This window comes from Pseudomonas sp. BP8 (assembly GCF_017875955.1).
Lineage (GTDB): Bacteria > Pseudomonadota > Gammaproteobacteria > Pseudomonadales > Pseudomonadaceae > Aquipseudomonas.
In genome coordinates this window covers 428,588-452,841 of record NZ_JAGINK010000001.1, presented here as the reverse complement: position 1 = coordinate 452,841, position 24,254 = coordinate 428,588, and the positions used below count along the sequence as shown (strand labels likewise).

Genomic DNA, 24,254 nt, shown 5'->3' with positions numbered 1-24,254 from the left:
GGCGGTGCAGGACTCAGAACGGGGCGTGGGAGACCAACTGGCCGCTCATGAAGCCCCAGGTCACCAGGGCCAGGGTCAGGGCCGCCAGGCTGACGCGCACGGTCAGCGCCTTGAGCAGGCGGGTCGAGCTCTGCTCATCCTTGACCAGAAACACCAGGCCACTGAACAGACTGGCGATGGTAGCCAACAGCAACAGGACAATCGCGGCCTTGAGCATGGCGGCACTCCGGGGGATGCAGTGATGACTTTCAGTATAGCGCTCGACCCGCCGAGGCCCCGGTGAAGCCCTTTCGCCCCGGCCTGGTACCCACCCTGGTAGTGCTCGCGCTGCTGCCAGGATTGATCGCGCTCGGCTGCTGGCAGCTGCGCCGTGCCGACGAAAAACGCGCGCTGCTCGACAGCTACGCCGAGCGCTCGATCGAAGCACCGCAGACAGTGGCGCACCTGCAGCAATTGCCCGATCCGGCCTTCTACCGCGTGCAGCTGTACGGCCACTTCGACAGCGAGCACAGCCTGCTGCTGGACAACCGCCTGCGCGATGGCCAGGTCGGGGTCGAACTACTGCAGCCCTTCCTCGACCAGAGCAGCGGCCTCTGGCTGCTGGTCAACCGCGGCTGGCTGCCGTGGCCGGACCGGCGGGTGCCGGTGCGCTTCGACACCCCGGTGCAGGCGCTTGCTCTGCAAGCCTCGGTGTATGTCGCGCCAGGCAGCGCCTTTCAGTTGCATCCCGACCCGGTCGGTGGGCACTGGCCGCAGTTGTTGACGGCCATCGATGTCGGCCCGCTCTGGCAACGACTGGGTCGGCAAGGTTTCGCCCATGAACTGCGCCTCGAACCCGGCCCGGCCAGCTACGGGCTGGCCTGGCCGGTAGTCGCCATGGGCCCGGAAAAGCACCTGGGCTATGCCGTGCAGTGGTTCGCCCTGTCGGCGGCGCTGGTGCTGCTGTACCTGTACTTCGGCTGGCACAACAACAACAAGGAGCATCACCATGAGCGCCGCCACGAGTCCACTGGACGTGCCTGAACGCCTCAAGCCGCGAGCGCGTGGGCGCTTGCAACTGCTGCTGATCCTGCTGGTGACCCTCGGCCCGATGATCCTGGCCACCAGTATGTACAAGTTCCAGTTCTGGGTACCGGAAGGTCGCAGCTTTCACGGAGCGATGATCGGCAACGGCCAAGGGCGTGGCGATATCGGCATCACCGCGCAGGACCAGCGTTGGCAACTGCTGGTCAGCGCCCCGGCGAGCTGCGCTGAGGACTGCCAGCAACTGGTGTATCTGGCCCGGCAGATCCAGATTGGCCTGGGCCGCGATGCCAGCCGCGCCAGCCATGCCCTGGCGACTGCGCAGGCGCTGCCAGGCGACTACCAGGCGGTGCTTGGTCGCGGGTACCCGCAGTTGCAGCGTTATCCCCTCGACGTGCAGCGCTACCGTCAGGCGGTCAGCGAGCCTGGCCCGCAACTATGGATCGTCGACCCACACGGCAACCTGGTGCTGCGCTACGACGCCAAGGTCAAAGGCAAGCACGTGCTGGATGACCTGCGCCACCTGCTCAAGCTGTCCAACATCGGATAGGAGCCACGCCATGGCCAGACCCGGCTATCGTCTCGCTGTGTTCGCTACCCTGCTGGCCCTTGTGGTCGTCCTGCTGGGCGCCTATACCCGCCTGACTCACGCAGGCCTCGGCTGCCCGGACTGGCCCGGCTGCTACGGCTTTATCAGTGTGCCGAAGAGCGACGCGCAGTTGGCGCATGCTGAGCTGCATTTCCCGGAGCATCCGGTGGAAACCGCCAAAGGCTGGGCGGAGATGGTCCATCGCTATTTTGCCGGCGGCCTGGCGCTGGTGATCGCTGCGCTGGCGTGGCAGGCGCTGCGTCGCCATGGGCGTGACGGTCAGCCCTATCGCCTGCCGCTGCTGTTGCTGGCGGTGGTGCTGGCACAGGCGGCCTTCGGCATGTGGACGGTAACGCTCAAACTGTGGCCGCAGGTGGTCACGGCGCACCTGCTCGGCGGCTTTACCACCCTGAGCCTGCTGTTGCTGCTGTCGCTGCGCCTGTCGCGGGCGTTTGCGCCGCCGCCCAAGCTGCCGCTGAGCCTACGGCGGATCGCCGTCCTGGGGTTGTTGGTGGTGATCGGGCAGGTAACCCTGGGCGGTTGGGTCAGTGCCAACTACGCGGCGGTTGCCTGCATCGATCTGCCGACCTGCCATGGCCAATGGTGGCCAGCGGCGGACTTCAGCAATGGTTTCCACCTGACTCAGCAGGTTGGCCCCAACTACCTCGGCGGGCAGTTGGACAGCGACGCGCGCACGGCCATCCATCTCAGTCACCGCCTGGGCGCTTTGCTGGTGACCCTGGTGCTGCTGATGCTCAGCTGGAAGCTCTACCGCAATGGCTTGGCCGGGCTGGCGCGGCTGGTGCTGGTGGCCTTGGCTGTACAGGTCTGCCTGGGTATCAGCAACGTCGTGTTCCACCTGCCGCTGGCCGTGGCGGTGGCGCACAACGCGGGTGGCGCACTGTTGCTGCTGAGCATGGTTTTGGTCAACTACCGCATCCGGGTGGTCGACAAGGTTCGCGTGGGGCATGGCTGGCGCTTTACCCGAGTGGCGGGTGCGCATGTGCCGATGAGGAGTGATGCGTGGCGACGATTCTGAGTGAAGCCCGGCAGCAGGCCGGCTGGCGTGATTACCTGGAGCTGACCAAACCCAAGGTGGTGGTGCTGATGCTGATCACCTCGCTGGTGGGCATGTTCCTGGCCACGCGGGCTGGCGTGGCCTGGCCGGTGCTGGTGTTCGGCAACCTGGGAATCGGCCTGTGCGCAGGCGCGGCCGCGGCGGTCAACCATGTGCTCGACCGACGCATCGACGCCCTCATGGCGCGTACCCACAAGCGGCCCTTGGCCGAGGGGCGAATTGCGCCGTTGCTGGCGTTGGGATTTGCCTTGGCCTTGGCGCTGCTGGGGATGACCTTGCTGCTGGTGTTCACCAACCCCCTCACCGCCTGGCTGACGCTGGCCTCGCTGCTCGGCTACGCCGTGGTCTATACCGGCTATCTCAAGCGGGCCACGCCGCAGAACATCGTCATCGGCGGCCTGGCTGGCGCCGCCCCGCCGTTGCTGGGCTGGGTGGCGGTCACCGGCCACATCAGCGCCGAGCCCTTGCTCCTGGTGCTGATCATTTTTGCCTGGACCCCGCCGCACTTCTGGGCGTTGGCCATCCACCGCAAGGAGGAATACGCCAAGGCCGATATTCCCATGTTGCCGGTGACCCACGGCGAGCGTTACACCGCGCTGCATATCCTGCTGTACAGCCTGATCCTGCTGGCGGTCAGCCTGCTACCTTTTGTCATCCGCATGAGCGGCCTGGTGTACCTGGGCTGTGCCCTGCTGCTCAGCCTGCGTTTTGTCGGCTGGGCCTGGGTGTTGTACCGTGGCACCCGGCCGCACGCGGCGATCAAGACCTTCAAGTACTCGGTGTGGTACCTGTTCGGTCTGTTCATCGCGCTGCTTGTTGACCACTATCTGTTCAAGCTGAGTCTATGACCCGAACCCAGAAAACCGTCTTCATCCTCGTTGCCGTGGTCGCGTTGATCCTCGGTCTGACTGTCAACAAGGTGCTCAATGGCCGCAGTGAGGCGAACCCTGCCGAGCTGATCGACGCCGGGATCATTCTGCTGCCGCAGAGCCGCAGCGTGCCGGCGGTAGAGATGCGCGACCAGAATGGCCAGCCGGTTGCGCTGGACCAGCTCAAGGGCAAGTGGTCGCTGTTGTTCTTTGGCTATACCTACTGCCCAGACATCTGCCCGACCACCCTGGCCCAGTTGCGTCAGGTCAAGAGCGAGCTGCCCAAGGAGGCGCTGGATCGGTTGCAGGTGGTCTTGGTGAGTGTCGATCCGCACCGCGATACGGCTGAACAGCTCAAGCAGTACCTGGGCTACTTCGACAAGGATTTCGTGGGTCTGGCGGGGTCGATCGAGGATACCCAGAAACTCGCCAATGCCTTGAGCATTCCGTTTATTCCGGCGGATACCAGCAAGCCTGGGTACACCGTGGATCACAGTGGCAACCTGGCGATTGTCGGCCCGGACGGGCGCCAGCGGGGGTTCATTCGGGCGCCGTTCAATAATCAGAAGTTGCTGGCGCAGCTGCCGGGCTTGGTCAAGCGCGACTGATCTGCTGGCAAAAAATGGGGCTGCTTCGCAGCCCTTTCGCGACACAAGGCCGCTCCCACAAGGGACCGCGTTGCGCAGTCAACTGTGGGAGCGGCCTTGTGTCGCGAAAGGGCCGCAAAGCGGCCCCACTGGATTACGGATCAGAACGCCGGAATCACTGCACCTTTGTACTTCTCGTTAATGAACGCTTTCACTTCAGGCGAGTGCAGCGCCGCTACCAGCTTCTTCATCGCCGCGGAATCCTTGTTGTCTTCACGCGAGACCAGGATGTTGACGTAAGGCGAGTCGTTGCCTTCGATCACCAGAGCGTCCTTCTCAGGGTTGAGCTTGGCTTCCAACGCATAGTTGGTGTTGATCAGCGCCAGCTCGACCTGGGTCAGCACGCGCGGGATGGTCGCGGCTTCCAGCTCACGGAATTTCAGGTTCTTGCTGTTACCGGTGATGTCTTTCACGGTGGACAGGATGTTGCTCTTGTCCTTGAGCGCAATTACCCCAGCCTTGTCCAGCAGCAACAGCGCGCGGCCGCCGTTGGTGGCGTCGTTGGGGATCACCACGGTGGCGCCGGCAGGCAGCTCGGCGAGGGTCTTGAACTTGCTCGAATAAGCGCCCAGCGGCTCCAGGTGCACGCCGGCGACGTTGACCAGGTGGGTGCCCTTGGCCTTGTTGAACTCATCCAGGTACGGCTGGTGCTGGAAGAAGTTGGCGTCCAGGCGCTTTTCGGCGACTTGCACGTTTGGCTGGACGTAGTCGGTGAACACCTTCACGTTCAGCTCAACGCCTTGCTTGGCCAAGGCCGGCTTGACGAATTCGAGGATCTCGGCGTGCGGCACGGGGGTGGCGGCGACGGTCAGGGATTCGGCATTGGCCGAAAAGGCCGCGACGGCGGCGACGACAGCAAGCAGCTTCTTCATCAAACACTCCTTGTGAGGGCCGCGACGGCCCCCGAACGGGTCGGCTCGGCCGACCCCATTGGGGTTACTTACGGGAAAAGTGCACGACCAGTTTGTCGCCAACGCTCTGCAGAACTTGAACCAGGATCAACAGCAGGACCACGGTGACCACCATTACGTCGGTCTGGAAGCGCTGGTAGCCGAAACGGATCGCCAGGTCACCCAGGCCACCGGCACCCACAACGCCGGCCATCGCGGTGTACGACACCAAGGTAATGGCGGTCACGGTGATTGCGGCGAAGATGCCCGGGCGCGCCTCGGGCAGCAGCGCGTTGGTGATGATCTGGCGGGTGGTGGCGCCCATCGACTGGGTCGCCTCGATGATGCCGCGGTCGACTTCACGCAGAGCGGTTTCCACCAGGCGTGCGAAGAACGGCGTGGCGCCCACTACCAGCGGCGGGATGGCGCCGGCGACGCCCAGCGAGGTGCCGGTGATCAGCACGGTGACCGGGATCATCACGATCAGCAGGATGATGAACGGCAGCGAGCGCAGGATGTTCACCACCAGCGACAGCAGCGCGTATACGCCCTTCTGCTCGAACATCTGCCGCGGCCCGCAGAGGAACAGCAGCACGCCCAGCGGCAGGCCGAGCAGCACGGTGAAGAACAGCGAACCGAACAGCATGATCATGGTGTCGATGGTCGCCAGCCAGATTTCGGCCCAGTCGACATTGGCGAAGAAATTCAGAGCGTCCATCAACGCAGTACCTCCATATGTACATCAGCTGCGGTGAAGCGGGCGAACGCCGCTTCCATGTCACCACCGGTCACGGCGAGGGTCAGCTGCCCATAGGGGACATCCTTGATGCGGTCGATACGTCCGGCAAGAATGCTGTAGTCGACGCCGGTCTCGCGGGCCACGGTGCCCAGCAGCGGCGCGTAGGTGGCCTCGCCCTGGAAGGTCAGGCGCACGATGCGCCCAGGCACGTGGGCGAAGTCATCACGCTGCTCGCCTTCATCGACCTGCTCGTCTTCCTGGACAAACCGCTTGGTGGTCGGGTGCTGCGGGTGCAGGAACACTTCGGCCACCGGCCCTTGCTCGACGATCAGGCCGGCATCCATCACCGCCACGCGGTCGCACACACGACGGATCACGTCCATTTCATGGGTGATCAGGACGATGGTCAGCTTCAGCTCGCGGTTGATTTCCGCCAGCAGTTGCAGCACCGAGGCCGTGGTCTGCGGGTCGAGGGCGCTGGTGGCCTCGTCGCAGAGCAGGATCTTCGGCCGGGTGGACAGGGCGCGGGCGATGCCGACGCGCTGTTTCTGCCCGCCAGAGAGCTGCGCCGGGTACTTCTTGGCGTGGTCCGACAGACCGACCCGGGCCAGCAATTCAGTGACGCGCTTGTCGATCTCGCTGCGCGAGAGGTTGCCGGCCAGGATCAGTGGCAGGGCCACATTGTCGGCAACGGTCTTGGACGCCAGCAGGTTGAAGTGCTGGAAGATCATCCCGACCTGCTGGCGGAAGCCGCGCAGCTGGTTGGCGTCGAACGCGGTGACGTCCTCGCCATCGACGATGATCTTGCCGCCGCTTGGCGCTTCAAGGCGGTTGATCAGGCGCAGCAAGGTGCTCTTGCCGGCGCCGGAGTGGCCGATCAGGCCGAACACCTGGCCATTTTCAATGGTCAGGCTGGTCGGGTTGAGGGCGGGGATGTCCCTACCGGCGACGCGGTAGGTTTTGTGCACATGTTGAAACTCGATCACGTAGCGAACCTTGTGGGGCGCATGGAAATTGGGGCAGCGGTTAGTCGGAGGCGCATTTTAGCCTTTTCCCTTAGCTGTTCTTAGCATTTATTTCGTAACGGTCCAATCGTATGGGCATAACGCGACAGCCGGTAAAGCTTATTGAACGCCTGTGATCAGCCTCCAGTCACTACTAGAACAAGCCCCCAAGGGCGGCCTGAAGACCTGATGAGGAGATCCGCAGATGTCCAGCAAGAAGACCGACGCCCCCCGAGAAAGCCAGCTCGCCGGTACCCAGACCCCAGACAAGGCCAATACCAACGCCAAGCTGCAGAGCCTGGAGAATTTCCGTGCTGACGCCACCGGTGAGGCGTTGCGCACCAACCAGGGCGTGAAGATAGCCGACAACCAGAACTCGCTCAAAGCCGGCGCACGCGGGCCTTCGCTGCTCGAAGACTTCATCATGCGCGAGAAGATCACCCATTTTGACCATGAGCGTATCCCGGAGCGTATCGTCCACGCCCGCGGTACTGGCGCGCATGGCTATTTCCAGAGTTACGGCGATCATGCTGCACTGACCAAGGCGGGTTTCCTGCGCGATCCGGAAGCGATCACCCCGGTATTTGTACGTTTCTCAACCGTGCAGGGGCCGCGCGGGTCGGGCGATACCGTGCGTGATGTGCGCGGTTTTGCCGTTAAGTTCTACACAGATGAAGGTAACTTCGACCTGGTTGGCAACAATATGCCGGTGTTCTTCATTCAGGATGCGATCAAGTTTCCTGACTTCGTCCATGCGGTGAAACCCGAGCCGCATAACGAGATTCCGACAGGCGGTTCGGCACACGATACCTTCTGGGACTTCGTCTCGCTGGTACCAGAGTCGGCGCACATGGTCATCTGGGCCATGTCTGACCGAGCCATCCCGCGCAGCTTGCGCATGATGGAAGGCTTTGGCGTACACACCTTCCGTCTGATCAATGCCGAAGGCGTTGCCAGCTTCGTCAAGTTCCACTGGAAACCAGCCCAAGGCGTGCACTCCGTGCTGTGGGATGAAGCGCAGAAGCTTGCCGGCAAGGACACCGACTACCATCGTCGTGACCTGTGGGAGGCTATCGAGACCGGCGACTACCCGGAATGGGAGCTGGGCGTGCAGATCGTCCCTGAGGCCGACGAGCACAAATTCGACTTCGACCTGCTCGACCCGACCAAGATCATCCCAGAAGAGCTGGTACCGGTGACGCCGCTGGGCAAGATGGTACTCAACCGCAACCCGGACAATTTCTTTGCCGAGGTCGAGCAGATCGCCTTCTGCCCGGGGCACATCGTCCCTGGCATCGACTTCAGCAACGACCCGCTGTTACAGGGCCGGCTGTTCTCCTACACCGACACCCAGATCAGCCGCCTCGGTGGGCCAAACTTCCATGAGATTCCCATCAATCGACCGGTGGCGCCCAACCACAATGGCCAGCGCGACGCGTTGCACCGGATGACCATCGACAAGGGCCGCGCCTCCTATGAGCCGAACAGCATCGACGGCGGCTGGCCGAAGGAAACCGCGCCGGCAGCCGAGGATGGCGGCTTCGAGAGTCATCAGGAACGTATCGACGCTACCAAGATTCGCCAGCGCAGCGAGTCGTTCAGCGACCACTTCTCGCAGGCCCGGCTGTTCTTCCAGAGCATGAGCGAGAACGAGCAGCAGCACATCATCAAGGCCTACAGCTTCGAGCTGGGCAAGGTCGAGCGTGAGCACATCCGTATTCGCGAAGTAAATGAGATCCTGGCCAACATCGATCTCAAGCTGGCGGCGGCGGTGGCGGCCAACCTCGGTTTGCCGGCGCCGAAGAAGGGCACGGTGCAGGTCAAGGGTTCGAGCCTGGCGAAATCGCCGGCGTTGAGCCAGATGAACCTGCCAGGCAGCGTCGGCATCAAGGGGCGCAAAATCGCCCTGCTGGTGGCCGATGGCGTCGATGGCGCTGATGTTGACCGGCTGGTGAAAGCCTTGGAAGCACAGGCTGCTCGGCCGCTGTTGCTGGGGCCGAGTTCGGCACCAGTGAAGACCGCGGATGGCAAGGCGTTGCCGGTGGATGCTTCGATGGAGGGGATGCCTTCGGTAATGGTCGACGGCATTCTGGTGCCGGCGGGCAAGGCTTCCCTGCAGGCGTTGGCTGGTAGCGGTCTGGCCAAGCATTATCTGCTTGAGGGCTACAAACATCTGAAGGCGATCGGTGTGGCGAAGGATGGCAAGGCGCTGTTGGATAGCCTGGGCCTTAAAGAAGACGCCGGCCTACTGGTGGGGGATGATCAGAAAGTGATCGATGCCTTCGTCAAAGCCGTCGAGGGGCATCGGGTCTGGGCGCGCGAGGCGGCTGCCGAAGCGATTCCAGCCTGAGATCGCCGGGGCCGCTGTGCGGCCCTATCGCGACACAAGGCCGCTCCCACAATGGACCGCGTTAGGCAATCTACTGTGGGAGCGGCCTTGTGTCGCGATGGTGGGCTGCGCAGCAGCCCCGGCACTCTCAACCCTGGTGCGGAACCAGCACCACCTGCGCCGGCAACGAGCGCTGAATCTCATGCCGCTGCTTCAGCTCAAAGCCGCTGTCGAGCTTGCGCACGCGCTTCTCCAACAGGGTTTTCAGCCAAGGTGCATCGTCGGTGCGCGGCACCTGGAACACCACTTCGCACTGATAACTCAGCACATCCGCAGCGATGTCGTCGAGCTGCCGGCGCAGCGCGCGGCTATCCGTGGTCTTTAGTGCGACCACCGTGCTCGGCGCCGTCGGGTCGATCACCCGCGCTTTCGGCTTGGCCTCGGCAGCCTTCAACGCCGCCTCGGCCCGCTCCAGTTCAGCCTTGCGCGCCAGGGCCACGGCATCGCCGCCGGTCAGCGCCGGGGCTTGTGGCATCAACGCCCGGGCGCGCGCCAGGGCGGTCGCGGCAGCATTCACATCGCCCTTTTGCAGGACGATCTGGCTGCGTTGCAGGTAGGCCTCGGCCAACTGGCGTTGGTACTGCTCGACCCGCGCGTCATCCGGCGCCTGGGCCTGCAGGGTAGTCAGTTGATCTTCAGCGGTGGCCAGTTCGTTGCTGGCGATGTTCTGCTGCAGCGCTCCCCAAGGATCAGCCTCGACAGGCGCGGTCGACTGCTCGACCGGGGCACTGGAACACGCGGCCAGGACTAACGAAAACGCGGCAACAAGCAGATAACGGAAGGCGAACGGCTTCATTCCTGCGACTCTCTATTTGCGCAAAAAGCGAGCAAGTCTACACCCAGGTGCGCACGCTCGAAAACAACACTTACAGACCTTTACCCAGGAAAAGGTTGCAGGATGCGCCGGGGCGCACCCCGAATTTCAACGCTTTGGCAGGGCCAGGCTCAGCAAGAATAGCACCGCCGCGCAGACCACGATCGATGGCCCGGCCGGGGTGTCCTTGAACCACGACAGCGCCAACCCGCCGCAGACTGCGGCAACGCCAAGCAGGCTGGCGCCCAGCGCCATCTGTTCCGGCGAGCGGGCGTGACGTTGTGCGGCAGCGGCGGGAATGATCAGCAACGAGGTGATCAGCAGCACGCCGACAATCTTCATCGCCACCGCGATCACCACCGCAATCAGCAGCATCAGCGTCAGGCGCAGGGCTGCCACCGGCAGGCCCTCGACCATCGCCAGTTCCTCGTGCACGGTAATCGCCAGCAATGGCCGCCAGAGTGCGGCAAGCAGGAGCAGCACCAGCGCACTGCCACCAACAATCCAGCCCAGATCGCCCGGGCTGATCGCCAGCAGGTCGCCAAACAGATACGCCATCAAGTCGATGCGCACATCGTGCATGAAGCTCAGGACTACCAGGCCCAGCGACAAGGTACTGGGCGCGAGGATGCCGAGCAGGGTGTCCGACGCCAGGGGCTGGCGTTGCTGCAGGGTCACCAGGAGGATCGCCAGCAGCAGGCAGCCGACTGTTACCGCCAGCGCTGGGCTGACATCCAGCACAAAGCCCAGGGCGACCCCGAGCAGGGCGGCATGCGACAGCGTGTCGCCGAAATAGGCCATCCGCCGCCAGACCACGAACGAGCCCAGTGGGCCGGCCACCAGCGCCAGGGAAAGACCCGCAAGCAGGGCGTAGAGAAGAAAATCAGCCATGCTTGCAGTGCTCTCCGTGAACATGGGCGCCAGGGGTAACGACCGCGCCATGCAGGTCGTGGCTGTGGTCGTGATGGTGGTGATAGACCGCCAGGCTCGCGGCGTTCTGGCCGAACAGCTCGACGAAGGCCGGGTCGCCGCTGACCTGCTCCGGGTGGCCCGAGCAGCACACGTGGCGGTTCAGGCAGACCACCTGATCGGTGGTGCTCATCACCAGGTGCAGGTCATGCGAGACCATCAGCACGCCGCAGCCGTGGCGGTCGCGCAGGCGGGTGATCAGGTTGTACAGCTCGGTCTGGCCGACCACGTCGACGCCTTGCACGGGCTCGTCGAGCACCAGCAGTTGCGGCTCGCGCAGCAGGGCGCGAGCCAGCAGCACACGTTGCATCTCGCCGCCGGAGATGGTCTGGATCGGGCTGTCGATGACCTGTTCGGCGCCCACTTCCTGAAGTGCCGACAGCGCTGCGGCGCGGTCTACCCCGGGCACCAGGCGCAAAAAGCGCAGCACCGACAGTGGCAAGGTGGCATCGACCTGGATCTTTTGCGGCATGTAGCCGATACGCAGCTTTGGTTTGCGCCACACCGTGCCCCGGTGCGGTTTGAGCAGGCCGAGCACGGCGCGCACCAACGTGGTTTTGCCAGCGCCGTTGGGGCCGATCAAGGTGACGATCTGGCCCGGCGCAACGGCCAGGTCGATGTTGTCCAGCACCGCTTCACCGGCAAACGTGACCCCGACCTGTTCGAGGCGGATCAGCGCGTCGCTCATGCCGCGCTCCGGCAGCTGCCGCACAGGCCGACCACTTCCACAGTCTGTGTCTCGACGCTGAAGCCGACCGCCTTGGCGCTGGCGACGATGGCCCCGCTGATGCTGTCCTGCTCCAGTTCGATGGCCACATGGCACGCACGGCAGATCAGGAACTGGCCCTGGTGGGCATGCTCCGGGTGGCTGCAGCCGATGAAGGCGTTAAGGGATGCGATGCGGTGCACCAGGCCGTTTTCCAGAAGGAAGTCCAGCGCCCGATAGACGGTCGGCGGGGCGGCGCGGCGGCCGTCCTGCTCGCTGAGAACGGCGAGGATGTCATAGGCACCCAGCGGCTTGTGGCTCTGCCAGACCAGTTCCAGCACTCGCCGGCGCAAGGCAGTCAGGCGCAGCCCCTGGCGGATGCAAATGGCATCGGCTTCGGCCAGGGCGCTGTGCACGCAATGGGAGTGGTCGTGGGGACGGTGAGCCAGCGGCGTGATGGACATGGGCGGCGACGGTTCTGAATGGAGACGTTATTATGTTACCTGTTTCTGACAAGACGAGTATTCATCGTGCCCCGTTTCCTGGTCCTTTTTGTCGCTTTGCTTGCCTGTTCGGCCCAGGCCGACGTCCGTGTGCTGACCAGCATCAAGCCCTTGCAGCAGATCGCTGCGGCGGTCCAGGACGGCGTCGGCAGCCCTGAAGTGCTGCTGCCGCCTGGTGCTTCACCGCATCACTATGCCTTGCGCCCTTCCGATGTACGGCGGGTGGCCGATGCCGACCTGCTGTATTGGATCGGTCCGGACATGGAGAACTTCCTGCCACGGGTGCTGAACACTCGCAGCAAGCCGAGCGTGGCCGTGCAGTCGCTGAGCGGCATGCAACTGCGCCACTTTGGCGAGGACAGCCACTCGCATGAACATGATGACCAGGACGCTCACGATGATCACGACCACGATCATCGCCCGGGAAGCCTGGACGCGCATCTGTGGCTGTCGTCGGTCAATGCCCGGGTGATTGCGGCGCAGATGGCTGCGGACCTGGCCAAGGTCGATCCGACCAATGCGCCGCGCTACCAGGCCAACCTCAAGGCGTTTGTCGGGCGTCTGGACGCGCTTGATCAGCGCATCAAGGCACGCGTCGCGGGCGTGGCTGACAAGCCGTACTTCGTGTTCCACGAGGCGTTCGACTACTTCGAAGCTGCCTATGGCTTGAAGCATACCGGGGTGTTCAGTGTCGCTTCCGAGGTGCAGCCGGGCGCGCAGCATGTCGCCGCGATGCGCAAGCGCCTGCAGGAAGTGGGCAAGACCTGTGTATTCAGCGAGCCGCCGCTGAGGCCGCGCCTGGCGGAGACGCTGACGGCCGGGCTGCCGGTGCGTCTGGCCGAGCTGGATGCGCTGGGCGGGACCGATCCGGTAGATGGCAAGGGCTATGAGCGCTTGCTGGAGACGCTGGGCAGCGAGCTGGCGGGGTGCCTGGAGCAGCTCTAGGGTTGGTCGGCCTTATCGCGACACAAGGCCGCTCCGACACCTATCGTGTATGCACCGATTTACAGGACTAACGTGGAAAGTGTGGGAGCGGCCTTGTGTCGCGAAAGGGCTGCGCAGCAGCCCCGGCATTCTCAAGTGAACAGCAGAAGGGCTGACCCCGCGAAGGGGCCGCCCGGATTTACAGGGCGAACGGCAACTTCAGCGCCACCGCCTGGCGCTGCGCCAGACGCACCTCGAACTCGCTCGGGTCGTGGATCATCACATCCATCCCGGCAAACGACTCGGCCGCGATCAGCCGCGACAGCCAGAAGCGCACACACGCCACCCGCAGCATCACCGGCCACAACTCTGCCTCGGCCGCGGTAAACGGCCGCAGCGCCGCATAGGCACCGAGCAAGGCCTGGGCGCGCGGCAGGTCGATGCCCGCCTCGCCGTCCAGGCACCAGTCATTCACGGTAATGGCGATGTCATACAGCATCGGCCCCGAGCAGGCATTGTAGAAGTCGATCAACCCGGTCAGGTGGGTGCCTTCGAACATCACGTTGTCGCGGAACAGGTCGGCATGCAGATTGGCCCGTGGCAAGGCCAGCATCTGCGCCTTGTGCGCGGCAATCTCGTCCAGTGCCGGCTGCAACAGCGCCTGCTGCTCTGCAGTCAGGTGCGAGATCAGCTCGGCGCCTGACTCCAGCATCCAGTCCAGGCCGCGGTCGGTCTTGCGCTCGAGGGTGTGTTCGCGGGTCGCCAGATGAATATGCGCGAGCAACTCGCCAACCTGGGCGCAATGCTGGTTGTTCGGCACCTTGATGTGCTTGCCCGACAGCCGTGGCTGGAGCAGCGCAGGCTTGCCGTTGAGTTCGCGCAGGCCATTACCGTCGCGGTCACGCACGGCGTAGGGCACCGGCATGTCGGCCTCGTGCAGCACGTCGAGCAGGTCGATGAAGAACGGCATGTCTTCACTCGGCCCGCGCTCGATCAGGGTCAGGACGAATTCACCCTGTTCGAGGCTGACGAAGAAGTTGCTGTTCTCGGTACCGGCGGCAATGCCCTGGAAGTCGAGCAGACGGCCCAGCTCATACGGCGCCAGAAAGGTTTCCAGCTCGGGCCGGGACACAGGGGTGAAAACTGACATGATGAAAAGTTGCCCATGCGGGCACTTCCGCCGGGAAGTGCCAGGTTGATGTGAACGGTACGCGTCAGATTACCACTCGAAGATCTTCCAGGACGGAATCAGCATGTCCGGCTGGTCGGATCGAATGAAATTGCCGTCGGAGCCGTCGGCGCGTACCAGAAAATAAGGCTTGCCGTTCTTCGGCGTGATCTTGATCGCATACAGGAAGCCGTTCTGCCGGTACTCCTGGATGGTTCTATCGCCTTCCGTGCGAATGGTCACATCGGGATCTGCCGATGGGGCGTCGTCCGCCGCCTGGGTGACGATTGGCATGGTTGCCAGAAGGCCGAGCAGTAACAGGCGATTGAGTGTCCGCATGATAACCTTGTCCCTTTGTCGTCAATGACTCTGGCTATTCTAGCGCCGGACCCGTCGAAAAGGTTGATTCTCCTCATGAGCCTAGCGCCCCTCGTCCTGGTGGACGGTTCCTCCTACCTCTACCGCGCCTTTCACGCGCTGCCGCCGCTGACCACTTCCAAGGGTCTGCCCACCGGTGCGGTCAAGGGCGTGCTGAACATGCTCAAGAGCCTGCGCAAGCAATACCCCGACAGCCTCTTCGCAGTGGTCTTCGACGCCAAGGGCGGGACCTTCCGCGACGCCCTGTACGCTGATTACAAAGCCAACCGGCCAAGCATGCCGGATGACCTGCGGGTGCAGGTCGAACCGCTGCATGCCAGCGTCAAGGCGCTGGGTTACCCTCTGCTGTGCGTTGAAGGCGTCGAGGCCGACGATGTGATCGGCACCCTCGCCCGCAGCAGCGCGGCCGCCGGCCGTCCGGTCATCATCTCCACCGGCGACAAGGACATGGCGCAGCTGGTGGATGGCCACATTACCCTGGTCAACACCATGACCGGCAGCGTGCTGGACATCCCCGGCGTGCACGAGAAGTTCGGCGTCGGCCCGGAACACATCATCGACTTCCTGGCCCTGATGGGCGACAAGGTCGACAACATTCCCGGCGTGCCGGGCGTGGGCGAAAAAACTGCGGTGGGCCTGCTGACCGGTATCGGCGGCGGTTTGCGCGATGTCTACGACAACCTCGACAAGGTTCCGGCCTTGCCGATTCGCGGCGCCAAGGGCCTGCCGGCCAAGCTTGAGGAGCACCGTGACGCGGCGTTCCTGTCGTACGAGCTGGCGACCATCAAGGTCGACGTGCCGCTGGACATCGAAGTCGACGCGCTGGTATGCGCCGAGCCGGACCGCGACGCGCTGGTTGCGCTGTACACCGAGATGGAGTTCAAGAGCTGGATCGCCGAGGTGCAACGCGATGCCGTCAAGGTCGGCGAGGTGATCGCCCCGGTCGAAGCGCCGGCGGCCAAGGTCGAGCCACAGTATGAAACCGTCCTTGAGCAGGCGCGTTTCGACGCTTGGCTGGAAAAGCTGCGCCAGGCGCCACTGTTCGCCTTCGACACCGAAACCACCAGCCTGGACGCCCAACAGGCGCGGCTGGTAGGTGTGTCGTTCGCGGTCGAGCCGCATGTGGCGGCGTACGTGCCGCTGACCCACGACTACGAAGGCGCGCCGGCCCAGCTCGACCGCGACAGCGTATTGCTGGCGCTCAAGCCGCTGCTGGAAGACCCGAGCAAGGGCAAGATCGGCCAAAATGCCAAATACGACATCAATATCCTGGCAAATTGCGCGATCGGCGGTGATCAGGCGCACGGCATCGAGTTGCGCGGCGTGGCCTACGACACCATGCTTGAATCCTATGTGCTGAATTCCACCGGCACCCGCCACGACATGGACAGCCTGGCGCAGAAATACCTCGACCACAGCACCATCACCTTCGAGCAGATCGCCGGCAAAGGCGCCAAGCAGCTGACCTTCAACCAGATCGATCTGGACAAGGCCGGCCCTTACGCCGCTGAAGACGCCGACATCACCCTGCGCCTGCACCAGGCACTGCAAGCGCTGCTGGCCAAGACCCCGAGCGTGCAGCCGGTGCTGATGGACATCGAGATGCCACTGGTGCCCGTGCTGGCCAAGATCGAGCGCCAAGGCGCGCTGGTCAATGCCAACCTGCTGGCGATCCAGAGCGGCGAGTTGGGCGTGAAGATGGCTGAGCTGGAGCGCGAGGCGTTTGCCCTGGCCGGTGAAGAATTCAACCTGGGTTCGCCCAAGCAGCTTGGCGTGATCCTCTACGACAAGCTGGGCATGCCGGTACTGAGCAAGACCACCAAAGGCCAGGCGTCGACTGCCGAAGCGGTGCTGGCCGAGTTGGCCGAGCAGGAGTACCCGCTGCCCAAGGTGCTGATGCAATACCGCACCCTGAGCAAGCTCAAGAGCACCTACACCGACAAGCTGCCGCACCAGATCAACCCGCGCACCGGACGCATTCACACCTCTTATCAGCAGGCGGTGGCCGCCACCGGCCGTTTGTCGTCCAGCGACCCGAACCTGCAGAACATCCCGATTCGCAGCGCTGAAGGCCGGCGTATCCGCCAGGCCTTCGTCGCCAGCCCCGGCTATACCCTGCTGGCGGCCGACTACTCGCAGATCGAATTGCGCATCATGGCCCACCTGGCCAAGGACGAAGGCCTGCTGCACGCCTTCCGCAATGACCTCGACGTGCACCGGGCGACCGCTGCCGAGGTGTTCGGCGTCGACCTGGCCGCGGTCACCATTGATCAGCGGCGCAGCGCCAAGGCGATCAACTTCGGTCTGATCTACGGCATGAGCGCCTTCGGCCTGGCCAAGCAGATCGGCGTCGACCGCAAGCAATCGCAGGACTACATCGACCGCTACTTCGCCCGCTACCCAGGGGTGCTGGCGTACATGGAGCGCACCCGCGCCCAGGCCGCCGAACAAGGCTTCGTCGAAACCCTGTTCGGCCGTCGCCTGTACCTGCCGGACATCAATGCGAAGAACCCGGCCCTGCGCAAGGGGGCCGAGCGTACGGCGATCAACGCGCCGATGCAGGGCACTGCGGCGGACATCATCAAGCGTGCGATGGTCGCGGTGGATGGCTGGTTGACCAGTAGTGGCCTCGATGCCCGGGTGATCCTCCAGGTGCACGATGAACTGGTGCTGGAAGTGCGCGAGGACCTGGTCGAGCAGGTCAAGGTAGAGATTCGTCAGCACATGAGCGGCGCTGCGCAGCTGGATGTTCCGCTGCTGGTCGAGGTAGGCGTTGGTTCGAATTGGGACGAAGCTCACTAAATGCTTCGTTGAACAGGAGTAGGATCTGCGTCGTGGTGTCGCGGATCCGCTACTGGCTTGAGGCCGTTAGCGCTGCAGTTTCATGAAACCAGTGCAAATAGTTTCATGGGCTGCGGAACTAAACCGGTGAAGCGGGACTCAGACGTACTGAATGGCTGGTGAAGCCTTTCGATGCTCCTATGTTGTGTTAAGTGTTGGCAGATACCTGGACCCCGCCCTAGCGGTCCAGACTTGAACCCCGAACTTCCCCCTCCCCATACGAAGTCCGGGGTTTTTTTTGCCTGCGATTTGAGCAAATGAATAGCTGTGACCGCCCTGCAGCGGCCCCAGCAGTCCAACGGTCTTACTCGGCAGGCTTGTCTTCCAGCGCCATCCAGCCGGCCAACACTGCGTAAGCCTCTTCCAGGCCCTGACGCTTGGGCGCCGAGAACAGTTGGATAGACGCCGCGTCACCCCAACCCTTGCGGATTTCTGCCTGCACCTTGAGCAAGGTGTTCTTGGCCGCGCCGAAGGTGAGCTTGTCGGCCTTGGTCAGCAGAATGTGCATGGCCATGCCGCTGGCTTTGGCCCAGTCGAGCATCATCTTGTCGAAGTCGGTCATCGGATGGCGCACATCCATCATCAGGATGATCCCGCGCAGGCATTCACGCCCACCCAGGTAAGCCTCGAGGTGGCGCTGCCAGTGCTGCTTGAGCGGGATCGGCACTTTCGCGTAACCGTAACCCGGCAAGTCGACCAAACGCCGTTCATCGTCCAGACTGAAGAAATTCAACAGCTGGGTGCGCCCCGGGGTTTTCGAGGTTCGCGCCAGGCTGGCATGGGTCAGGGTGTTGAGGGCGCTGGATTTACCGGCGTTGGAACGGCCGGCGAAAGCCACCTCGTAACCCTGGTCTTCCGGGCATTGTTCGACCTTGGCAGCGCTAAGGGCGAATGTGGCTTTCTGGCAGAGGCCGAGGATGGGGTTCTTGACTTGCATGGGATATCCGATGTGGGTGTTGCCTAATCCAGGCAGTGTCGTTTCCGTTTGGAGGACGGAAGTATATAATGCCCCAGTTTTTGTGTGTGCATTCTCCCAGAGAAGGAGAGCGCACATGGGGTGTCGAACATTAGCTCGCGCAACAGAACGCAGCGCGGCCCCCAACCCTGAAAGGTCGTTCCGCAAGGCGAAATGGCTACTGGCTGTCGGTATGTTCCTACCGTTTTTCAGCGCACAGGCTACACAGGATCCCGAGGCGTTGTACAACCGCAGCTGTGCGGCCTGTCACGCCGGGCAATTGCCGCAGGCACCCAAACGGGGTGATTCCGCGGCCTGGGAGCCCAGACTGGCGCAAGGTATGGAGGTACTGGTGACACATGTTACACAGGGTTTCAAGGCTATGCCGCCGCGTGGATTGTGCAGGGACTGCAGTACCGAGGACTACCGTTTGGTCATCCTTTGGATGAGCGGCAGTCCCGATACATAACATTTCACCCTTAGCCGTGTTGGATTAGCTGATGAACAAACTATTCGTGAGTCTGCTGTTGACCATGGGGGTTGCAGGAGCGGCCAATGCTGCGGACCCTATCAAAGGTGATGCTGCCGCCGGTCAGGCCAAAACCGCCATCTGTGGTGCCTGCCACAACCCCGATGGCAACAGCCTGGCGCCAAACTTCCCGAAACTCGCCGGCCAGGGCGAGCGCTACCTGGAAAAACAACTGCACGACATCAAGTCCGGCAAGCGTACCGTGCTGGAGATGACCGGCATGCTCGAACCCTTCAACGAACAGGACCTGGCCGACATCGCCGCTTACTTCGCTAGCCAGAAAGGCAGCGTGGGCGCGGCGGACCCCAAGCTGGTCGAACGCGGCCGCGCCCTGTTCAATGGCGGCGACCTGGAAAAAGGCATGCCCGCCTGCACCGGCTGCCACTCGCCCAACGGTGCCGGGATCGCCCTGGCAGGCTTCCCCCACCTCAGTGGTCAGCACGCCACCTACATTACCAAGCAGCTCACCGATTTCCGTGAGGGTGAACGGACCAATGATGGCGACGCGATGACCATGCGCACCATTGCCGGCAAGTTGAGCAACAAGGATATCGAGGCGCTGGCCAGCTACATCCAGGGCCTGCACTGAGCCCTGAGGTCGTCATCACGGGCTTGCCCGCGCTGGCGGCCGACCGGCTTAACACTGAGTTAATGGTCGATGAGCGAAGATGAAAGGGCGGCCCGGACCGCCCTTTTTTCTGTCCGCAGCCGTTACACTACAGAACTAGAGCCCTTCCCGACCGGTCACAGCATTGGTCGCGTCGAGGTGACCAATGACTGCTCAGGAGTAAAGCATGCGTAAACTGATTCTCAGCGCTGCGCTGGTCGCCGCCAGCGTATTCGGTATGACCGCCGTCCAGGCCGCCGAGCCTGCTGTAGCCGGCACGCAGTATATCGAGCTGAGCAACCCGGTTCCGGTCTCGAAACCCGGCAAGATCGAAGTCGTCGAGCTGTTCTGGTATGGCTGCCCCCACTGCTATCACTTCGAGCCGACTATCAATCCATGGGCGGAAAAACTGCCGGCTGACGTCAACTTCGTGCGTATTCCGGCCATGTTTGGCGGCCCTTGGGACGCTCACGGCCAGATGTTCCTGACCCTCGAAGCCATGGGCGTCGAGCACAAGGTCCATGCCGCCGTTTTCGATGCGATCCAGAACCAGCGCAAGCAACTGGTCAAGCCTGAAGACATGGCCGAGTTCCTCGCCACCCAGGGTGTCGACAAGGACAAGTTCCTTGCCACCTTCAACTCCTTCGCGATCAAGGGTCAGGTGCAGAAAGCCAAGGAACTGGCAAAGAAGTATGAAATTACCGGCGTACCGAGCATGGTCGTCAACGGCAAGTACCGCTTCGACCTGGGCACCGCCGGTGGTCCGGAAGGCGTGCTGGACGTCGCCGACCAGCTGATCGCCAAGGAGCGCGCCGCTAAGTAAGCGGCGAACCCATGGCCCGTTTGCGCGCCACCCGGGGTGTTGGCCTGCACCAGCCGCAGGTCAACGAGCATCATCTACAGGCCCCTGGCCTGCCGGAAGATGGTCGACTGCGGCTGCTCAGTTTCAATATCCAGGTGGGCATCAGCACCGAACGCTACCGCCACTACCTGACCCGCAGTTGGCAGCACCTGCTGCCGCACACCGGGCGGGCCGGCAACCTGCAGAAGATCGGAGCGCTGCTCAGCGACTTCGACCTGGTCGCACTGCAGGAGGTCGATGGCGGCAGTCTGCGTTCGGGCTACGTCAATCAGGTCGAGCACCTGGCCCAGCTCGGTGCCTTTCCGTACTGGTATCAGCAGCTCAACCGCAACCTGGGGCGCTTCGCCCAGCACAGCAACGGTGTGCTCAGCCGGCTCAAGCCTCATCAACTGGAAGATCATCCACTGCCCGGCCCGGCCGGTCGCGGGGCGATCCTGGTGCGCTTTGGCGAGGGCAAGGACGCCTTGATCGTGGTGATGATGCACCTCGCGCTCGGCGCCAAGACTCGCGCCCTGCAACTGAGCTATATCCGCGAGCTGATTGGCGGCTATCGCCATCAGGTGCTCATGGGCGACATGAATACCCATGCCAATGACCTGCTCGAGCATTCCCCGCTGCGCGATCTTGGCCTGATTGCGCCGCAGGTTGAGGCCACCTTCCCCAGCTGGCGCCCGCAGCGCTGCCTGGACCATATCCTGCTCAGCCCGACCCTCACCCTGGAGCGGGTCGAAGTGCTGGCGCAGCCTATTTCCGATCACCTTCCCGTTGCGGTCGAGATTCGATTGCCTGACGCATTGACTGTGGATACGCTGCCGGTCTTGAGCTAATTGCCATCACCCGCAGCGGACCCAGGCATGACAGACGACGCCGAGCGTTGGAAAGAAAAATACCTTAAAAGCCTCGAACAGCAGGAAAAGCTCGAGCGTCGTTGGGACGCGCGGCTCGACCTGCTGCGCCGCGGTCTGGTGCGCAGCACCTTGGCGGCCGAAGGCAGCGACAAGGCCGTCGACCAGTGCATGAAGGAAATGCGCGAGGTGATCCGTAGCGACAACATGGACGCCGGGCTGGCCAATCTGATCCCACGCCTGGAAAAGGCCGTGCTCGACTCCGAGCAGCGTCGCGAAACCCGCATGAACCAGGTCAGCGATGCGCTGACTGCGCTGGTCTCACAGTTGCAGGCGCTGCCGTTGACCAGCGACGTCGCGCGGCCGTTGAAAAAGCTGGCGAAGAAGCTCGACGGCGGCGTCAGCCAGTCACGCGAGCTGCCGCCGTTGCTGGGTGAGTTGAGCGGCTTGCAGGGCAAGGCGCTGACTGTGCTACAAAACCCTGAAGAGGGTGAGCGCCCGGGTTTCCTGCAACGCCTGTTCGGCAAAGGCGAGAGCGAATCTCGACCAGAACCCGCCGAGTCGTCTGCGCCCACCGCCGTCGACAGCGAGCCGCAACCGCCCGCGGCTGTCGCACCTGCCATGCAGGCGCCTGCTGAGGTCGAAAGCGAGGCGCCGGCGCTGGTCCCGGAACCATTGCTGGATGGCTCGGGCCCCGCTCTGGTTGAAGCCATAACGCCGCAGCCGGGCCCGGTCAACGCCGATCAGGTGCAGATTGAGCTGACCCCGGTACTGGGTGAGGCCGAGCCAGACGCGCTTACGGTAGAACCGGCCCGAGCTGCAGAAGCGCTGCAAGCGCCCGAGACCAGCATCGCTGTGCTGGATGTACTGGAGGGTGAAGATGGCCCCTATGCCCTGCCCCATGCCGTCGAGCCGCCCTACAGTCAGGTGGCCGTACATATCGAGAAGACTCTGATCGGCCTGCTCGACGACCTTAGCTTGCCCGAGCGTTACAAGGCCCAGGCCCTGGAGATGCGCGAGCGGGTTGCCCGCGGACTGAACTGGTACGAGCTGATCCCGGTCCTGGATGATCTGGCGGTGCTCATGCTGGCCATCACCGACAGCGGCCAGCACGAGTTTGAAGCGTATCTGCAGCAACTCAACGAGCGCCTGGAAACCTTCCAGAGCCACTTGCACGAAGCCAGCGCCGGCCATGCCGACAACAGCTCCGCTGCACGCCAATTGGACACGCAACTGCGCGAACAGGTCGATGGCCTGCAAAGCAGCGTACAGGGCGCCGCTGACCTGGACAGCCTCAAGCATATTCTGGATAACCGCCTCGAAGGCGTACTGGTGACCATCGATGACCACCAGCAACAACGTGACCGTCGCGAGCAGGAACTGGCCGGTCGCCTGCACGGCCTGGCGGAACGGGTGGCGAACATGGAGCAGGAAGCCCAGGGCTACCGCGAGCACCTCGAAGAGCAGCGCCAGAAAGCCCTGATCGACCCGCTGACCGGCCTGCCCAACCGCGCTGCGTGGTCCGAGCAGGTCGAGCGTGAGGTACTCGACTGGCAGGAACACGGCGGTCATCTGCTGATGGCGATTCTCGACCTCGACCATTTCAAGCGGATCAACGACAGTTATGGCCACCTGGCCGGAGACAAAGTGCTGAAGATCGTCGCTGATCAGCTGCGCAAGCGACTGCGCGGTCGCGACTTCATCGCCCGCTTTGGTGGCGAGGAGTTCGTCCTGCTCATGCCGCAGACCTCGCCAGCCGCTGGCGCCCAGGTCGCGGAGGCCCTGCGCGCTGCGATCGAAGCCTGCCCGTTCCACTTCAAGGGTGAGCCGGTGGTGATCACTACGTCGATTGGACTGAGTGCCTTCCGTGCTGGCGAGCGCGGCGACCAAGTGCTCAAGCGTGCAGACGCGGCGCTCTATCGGGCCAAGGACCTTGGCCGCAACCGGGTCGAGCAGGGCTGAACAGCCAGCTGTTCATCTCGGGCAACAATTTGCCTGGACGCTTTGCTGCAAGCGCTGAGCAGGGAGCACGTTATACTGTAGCGACATTGTCGACTCGAACATGACGTGCTCACTTTTGATGAAAACACTCTTCACAGCTCTGTTTGTACTGCTCCTGACCGGATGCAGCAGCGGCCCGCGGATTGACCGCAGCCATGTCTCGGCCAACCAGGACGAGCGTATTCAATTCGTCGTCCTGCATTACACCAATGCTTCGCTGGAGCGTTCCCTGGCGCTGCTCACCCATGGCGAGGTCAGCAGCCATTACCTGATTGGCGATGGCCCGGCCAAGGTGTACCAGTTGGTCGATGAAAGCCGCCGGGCCTGGCATGCGGGTGATAGCCAGTGGGATGGTCGCACCTGGCTGAACTCGACCTCGATCGGCATCGAGATCGTCAATCCGGGGTTCACCGACACACCTGCCGGACGCGTCTGGCATCCCTACAGCGAAGCGCAGATCCAAACACTGATCGCACTGCTCAAGGACATCGTTCAGCGTAATCACATCAAGCCTCGCTACATCATCGGCCACAGTGATATCGCTCCGCTGCGCAAGCTTGATCCTGGGCCTATGTTCCCCTGGAAGCGCCTTGCAGATGCAGGCCTGGGGGTCTGGCCGCAGGCTGATGCAGTGGCGCGGCAGCGGGCTTATTTCGAGGTTAATCCGCCCAGCGCGGGTTGGTATCAGCAACAGCTGGCGCGCTTTGGATATGCCATCGAGCAGACCGGCGAGCTGGATGTGGCTACGCGCCATGTGCTGGCCGCTTTCCAGATGCGTTTCCGCCCACAGCGCTTCGATGGCACCCCGGATGCCCAAACGGCGGCGATCTTGCAGGTGCTCAACCGGATGCGTTGAGCCTTCTGGCTGAGCAGCGCATGCGAATCGTTTGCGCATTGCGCCCAACGGCGGTGCTGAGTTGTCAT

Annotated in this window: 25 protein-coding genes; 14 read left to right on the top strand and 11 right to left on the bottom strand. The window is 63.2% G+C overall.

The window, feature by feature from the left end; genetic code table 11:
* Positions 1-13 precede the first annotated feature (13 nt).
* Complete coding sequence (locus J3B00_RS01920; RefSeq protein ID WP_209862841.1) at positions 14-217, bottom strand: twin transmembrane helix small protein; 204 nt, start codon at positions 215-217, stop codon at positions 14-16.
* A gap of 62 nt (positions 218-279) precedes the next feature.
* Here J3B00_RS01920 and J3B00_RS01915 point away from each other — a divergent pair, with 62 nt between their 5' ends.
* The 5 genes from J3B00_RS01915 to J3B00_RS01895 are packed head-to-tail and all read left to right on the top strand — an operon-like array spanning position 280 to position 4,167.
* Complete coding sequence (locus J3B00_RS01915; protein ID WP_209862837.1) at positions 280-1,023, top strand: SURF1 family protein; 744 nt, start codon at positions 280-282, stop codon at positions 1,021-1,023.
* On the top strand, positions 989-1,573 hold the full coding sequence (locus tag J3B00_RS01910) for a hypothetical protein (protein WP_209862834.1): 585 nt from the start codon (positions 989-991) through the stop codon (positions 1,571-1,573). The genes J3B00_RS01915 and J3B00_RS01910 overlap by 35 nt, the downstream gene beginning before the upstream one ends.
* 10 nt (positions 1,574-1,583) lie before the next feature.
* Positions 1,584-2,651 carry a COX15/CtaA family protein gene (locus J3B00_RS01905; RefSeq protein WP_209862831.1) on the top strand — a complete coding sequence of 356 codons (1,068 nt, stop codon included), beginning with the start codon at positions 1,584-1,586 and terminating at the stop codon, positions 2,649-2,651.
* Positions 2,636-3,538, top strand: a complete 903-nt coding sequence (gene cyoE, locus J3B00_RS01900; RefSeq protein ID WP_209862828.1) for a heme o synthase — start codon at positions 2,636-2,638, stop codon at positions 3,536-3,538. Before J3B00_RS01905 ends, cyoE begins: the two co-directional genes overlap by 16 nt.
* Positions 3,535-4,167 (top strand): SCO family protein, encoded by a 633-nt coding sequence (locus J3B00_RS01895; RefSeq protein ID WP_209862826.1) that lies wholly within the window; start codon positions 3,535-3,537, stop codon positions 4,165-4,167. Before cyoE ends, J3B00_RS01895 begins: the two co-directional genes overlap by 4 nt.
* 140 nt (positions 4,168-4,307) lie before the next feature.
* Here the strand turns inward: J3B00_RS01895 and J3B00_RS01890 are convergent, their stop codons facing one another.
* The 3 genes from J3B00_RS01890 to J3B00_RS01880 form a co-directional block, all read right to left on the bottom strand.
* Positions 4,308-5,078 (bottom strand): MetQ/NlpA family ABC transporter substrate-binding protein, encoded by a 771-nt coding sequence (locus tag J3B00_RS01890; protein WP_209862824.1) that lies wholly within the window; start codon positions 5,076-5,078, stop codon positions 4,308-4,310.
* Positions 5,079-5,142: 64 nt separating this feature from the next.
* Complete coding sequence (locus J3B00_RS01885) at positions 5,143-5,814, bottom strand: methionine ABC transporter permease (protein WP_209862822.1); 672 nt, start codon at positions 5,812-5,814, stop codon at positions 5,143-5,145.
* Complete coding sequence (locus J3B00_RS01880; RefSeq protein WP_209862819.1) at positions 5,814-6,821, bottom strand: methionine ABC transporter ATP-binding protein; 1,008 nt, start codon at positions 6,819-6,821, stop codon at positions 5,814-5,816. The genes J3B00_RS01885 and J3B00_RS01880 overlap by 1 nt, the downstream gene beginning before the upstream one ends.
* A gap of 223 nt (positions 6,822-7,044) precedes the next feature.
* On the opposite strand from J3B00_RS01880, the gene katE reads away from it, so the two are divergent.
* The gene (gene katE, locus J3B00_RS01875; protein ID WP_209862816.1) at positions 7,045-9,189 is read left to right on the top strand and encodes a catalase HPII; all 2,145 of its coding nucleotides are present in this window, start codon (positions 7,045-7,047) and stop codon (positions 9,187-9,189) included.
* A gap of 127 nt (positions 9,190-9,316) precedes the next feature.
* Here the strand turns inward: katE and J3B00_RS01870 are convergent, their stop codons facing one another.
* From J3B00_RS01870 to zur, 4 genes are all read right to left on the bottom strand, one after another.
* Complete coding sequence (locus J3B00_RS01870; protein ID WP_209862814.1) at positions 9,317-10,024, bottom strand: PA5502 family lipoprotein; 708 nt, start codon at positions 10,022-10,024, stop codon at positions 9,317-9,319.
* A gap of 126 nt (positions 10,025-10,150) precedes the next feature.
* Positions 10,151-10,933: a zinc ABC transporter permease subunit ZnuB gene (gene znuB, locus J3B00_RS01865; RefSeq protein WP_209862811.1), complete on the bottom strand. Its 783-nt coding sequence runs from the start codon at positions 10,931-10,933 to the stop codon at positions 10,151-10,153.
* On the bottom strand, positions 10,926-11,699 hold the full coding sequence (znuC, locus tag J3B00_RS01860) for a zinc ABC transporter ATP-binding protein ZnuC (RefSeq protein ID WP_209862808.1): 774 nt from the start codon (positions 11,697-11,699) through the stop codon (positions 10,926-10,928). The genes znuB and znuC overlap by 8 nt, the downstream gene beginning before the upstream one ends.
* Complete coding sequence (gene zur, locus J3B00_RS01855; protein ID WP_209862805.1) at positions 11,696-12,181, bottom strand: zinc uptake transcriptional repressor Zur; 486 nt, start codon at positions 12,179-12,181, stop codon at positions 11,696-11,698. Before zur ends, znuC begins: the two co-directional genes overlap by 4 nt.
* An 18-nt stretch (positions 12,182-12,199) precedes the next feature.
* On the opposite strand from zur, the gene znuA reads away from it, so the two are divergent.
* On the top strand, positions 12,200-13,165 hold the full coding sequence (gene znuA, locus J3B00_RS01850) for a zinc ABC transporter substrate-binding protein ZnuA (RefSeq protein WP_209862802.1): 966 nt from the start codon (positions 12,200-12,202) through the stop codon (positions 13,163-13,165).
* A gap of 178 nt (positions 13,166-13,343) precedes the next feature.
* Here znuA and J3B00_RS01845 read toward each other — a convergent pair whose 3' ends face one another.
* On the bottom strand, positions 13,344-14,294 hold the full coding sequence (locus J3B00_RS01845; RefSeq protein WP_209862799.1) for a homoserine kinase: 951 nt from the start codon (positions 14,292-14,294) through the stop codon (positions 13,344-13,346).
* Between the two features lie 69 nt (positions 14,295-14,363).
* A complete protein-coding gene (locus J3B00_RS01840; protein WP_209862796.1) occupies positions 14,364-14,651 on the bottom strand; it encodes a DUF2782 domain-containing protein in 288 nt (95 codons plus the stop codon).
* A 75-nt stretch (positions 14,652-14,726) separates the two neighbouring features.
* On the opposite strand from J3B00_RS01840, the gene polA reads away from it, so the two are divergent.
* Positions 14,727-17,492 (top strand): DNA polymerase I, encoded by a 2,766-nt coding sequence (polA, locus tag J3B00_RS01835; RefSeq protein WP_209862793.1) that lies wholly within the window; start codon positions 14,727-14,729, stop codon positions 17,490-17,492.
* 343 nt (positions 17,493-17,835) lie between these two features.
* On the opposite strand, the gene yihA is transcribed toward polA, so the two are convergent.
* Entirely contained in the window at positions 17,836-18,468 is a 633-nt protein-coding gene (gene yihA / locus J3B00_RS01830; RefSeq protein ID WP_209862790.1) for a ribosome biogenesis GTP-binding protein YihA/YsxC, read from the bottom strand.
* Between the two features lie 211 nt (positions 18,469-18,679).
* On the opposite strand from yihA, the gene J3B00_RS01825 reads away from it, so the two are divergent.
* From J3B00_RS01825 to J3B00_RS01800, 6 genes are all read left to right on the top strand, one after another.
* A complete protein-coding gene (locus J3B00_RS01825; protein WP_209874525.1) occupies positions 18,680-18,955 on the top strand; it encodes a c-type cytochrome in 276 nt (91 codons plus the stop codon).
* 31 nt (positions 18,956-18,986) lie between these two features.
* On the top strand, positions 18,987-19,604 hold the full coding sequence (locus J3B00_RS01820) for a c-type cytochrome (RefSeq protein ID WP_209862786.1): 618 nt from the start codon (positions 18,987-18,989) through the stop codon (positions 19,602-19,604).
* Positions 19,605-19,809: 205 nt separating this feature from the next.
* A complete protein-coding gene (dsbA, locus tag J3B00_RS01815; protein ID WP_209862783.1) occupies positions 19,810-20,445 on the top strand; it encodes a thiol:disulfide interchange protein DsbA in 636 nt (211 codons plus the stop codon).
* A gap of 11 nt (positions 20,446-20,456) precedes the next feature.
* Positions 20,457-21,311: an endonuclease/exonuclease/phosphatase family protein gene (locus J3B00_RS01810; protein ID WP_209862780.1), complete on the top strand. Its 855-nt coding sequence runs from the start codon at positions 20,457-20,459 to the stop codon at positions 21,309-21,311.
* A 27-nt stretch (positions 21,312-21,338) separates the two neighbouring features.
* Positions 21,339-23,291 carry a GGDEF domain-containing protein gene (locus J3B00_RS01805; protein ID WP_209862777.1) on the top strand — a complete coding sequence of 651 codons (1,953 nt, stop codon included), beginning with the start codon at positions 21,339-21,341 and terminating at the stop codon, positions 23,289-23,291.
* A gap of 118 nt (positions 23,292-23,409) precedes the next feature.
* Complete coding sequence (locus J3B00_RS01800) at positions 23,410-24,186, top strand: N-acetylmuramoyl-L-alanine amidase (protein WP_209862774.1); 777 nt, start codon at positions 23,410-23,412, stop codon at positions 24,184-24,186.
* Positions 24,187-24,254: the final 68 nt, after the last annotated feature.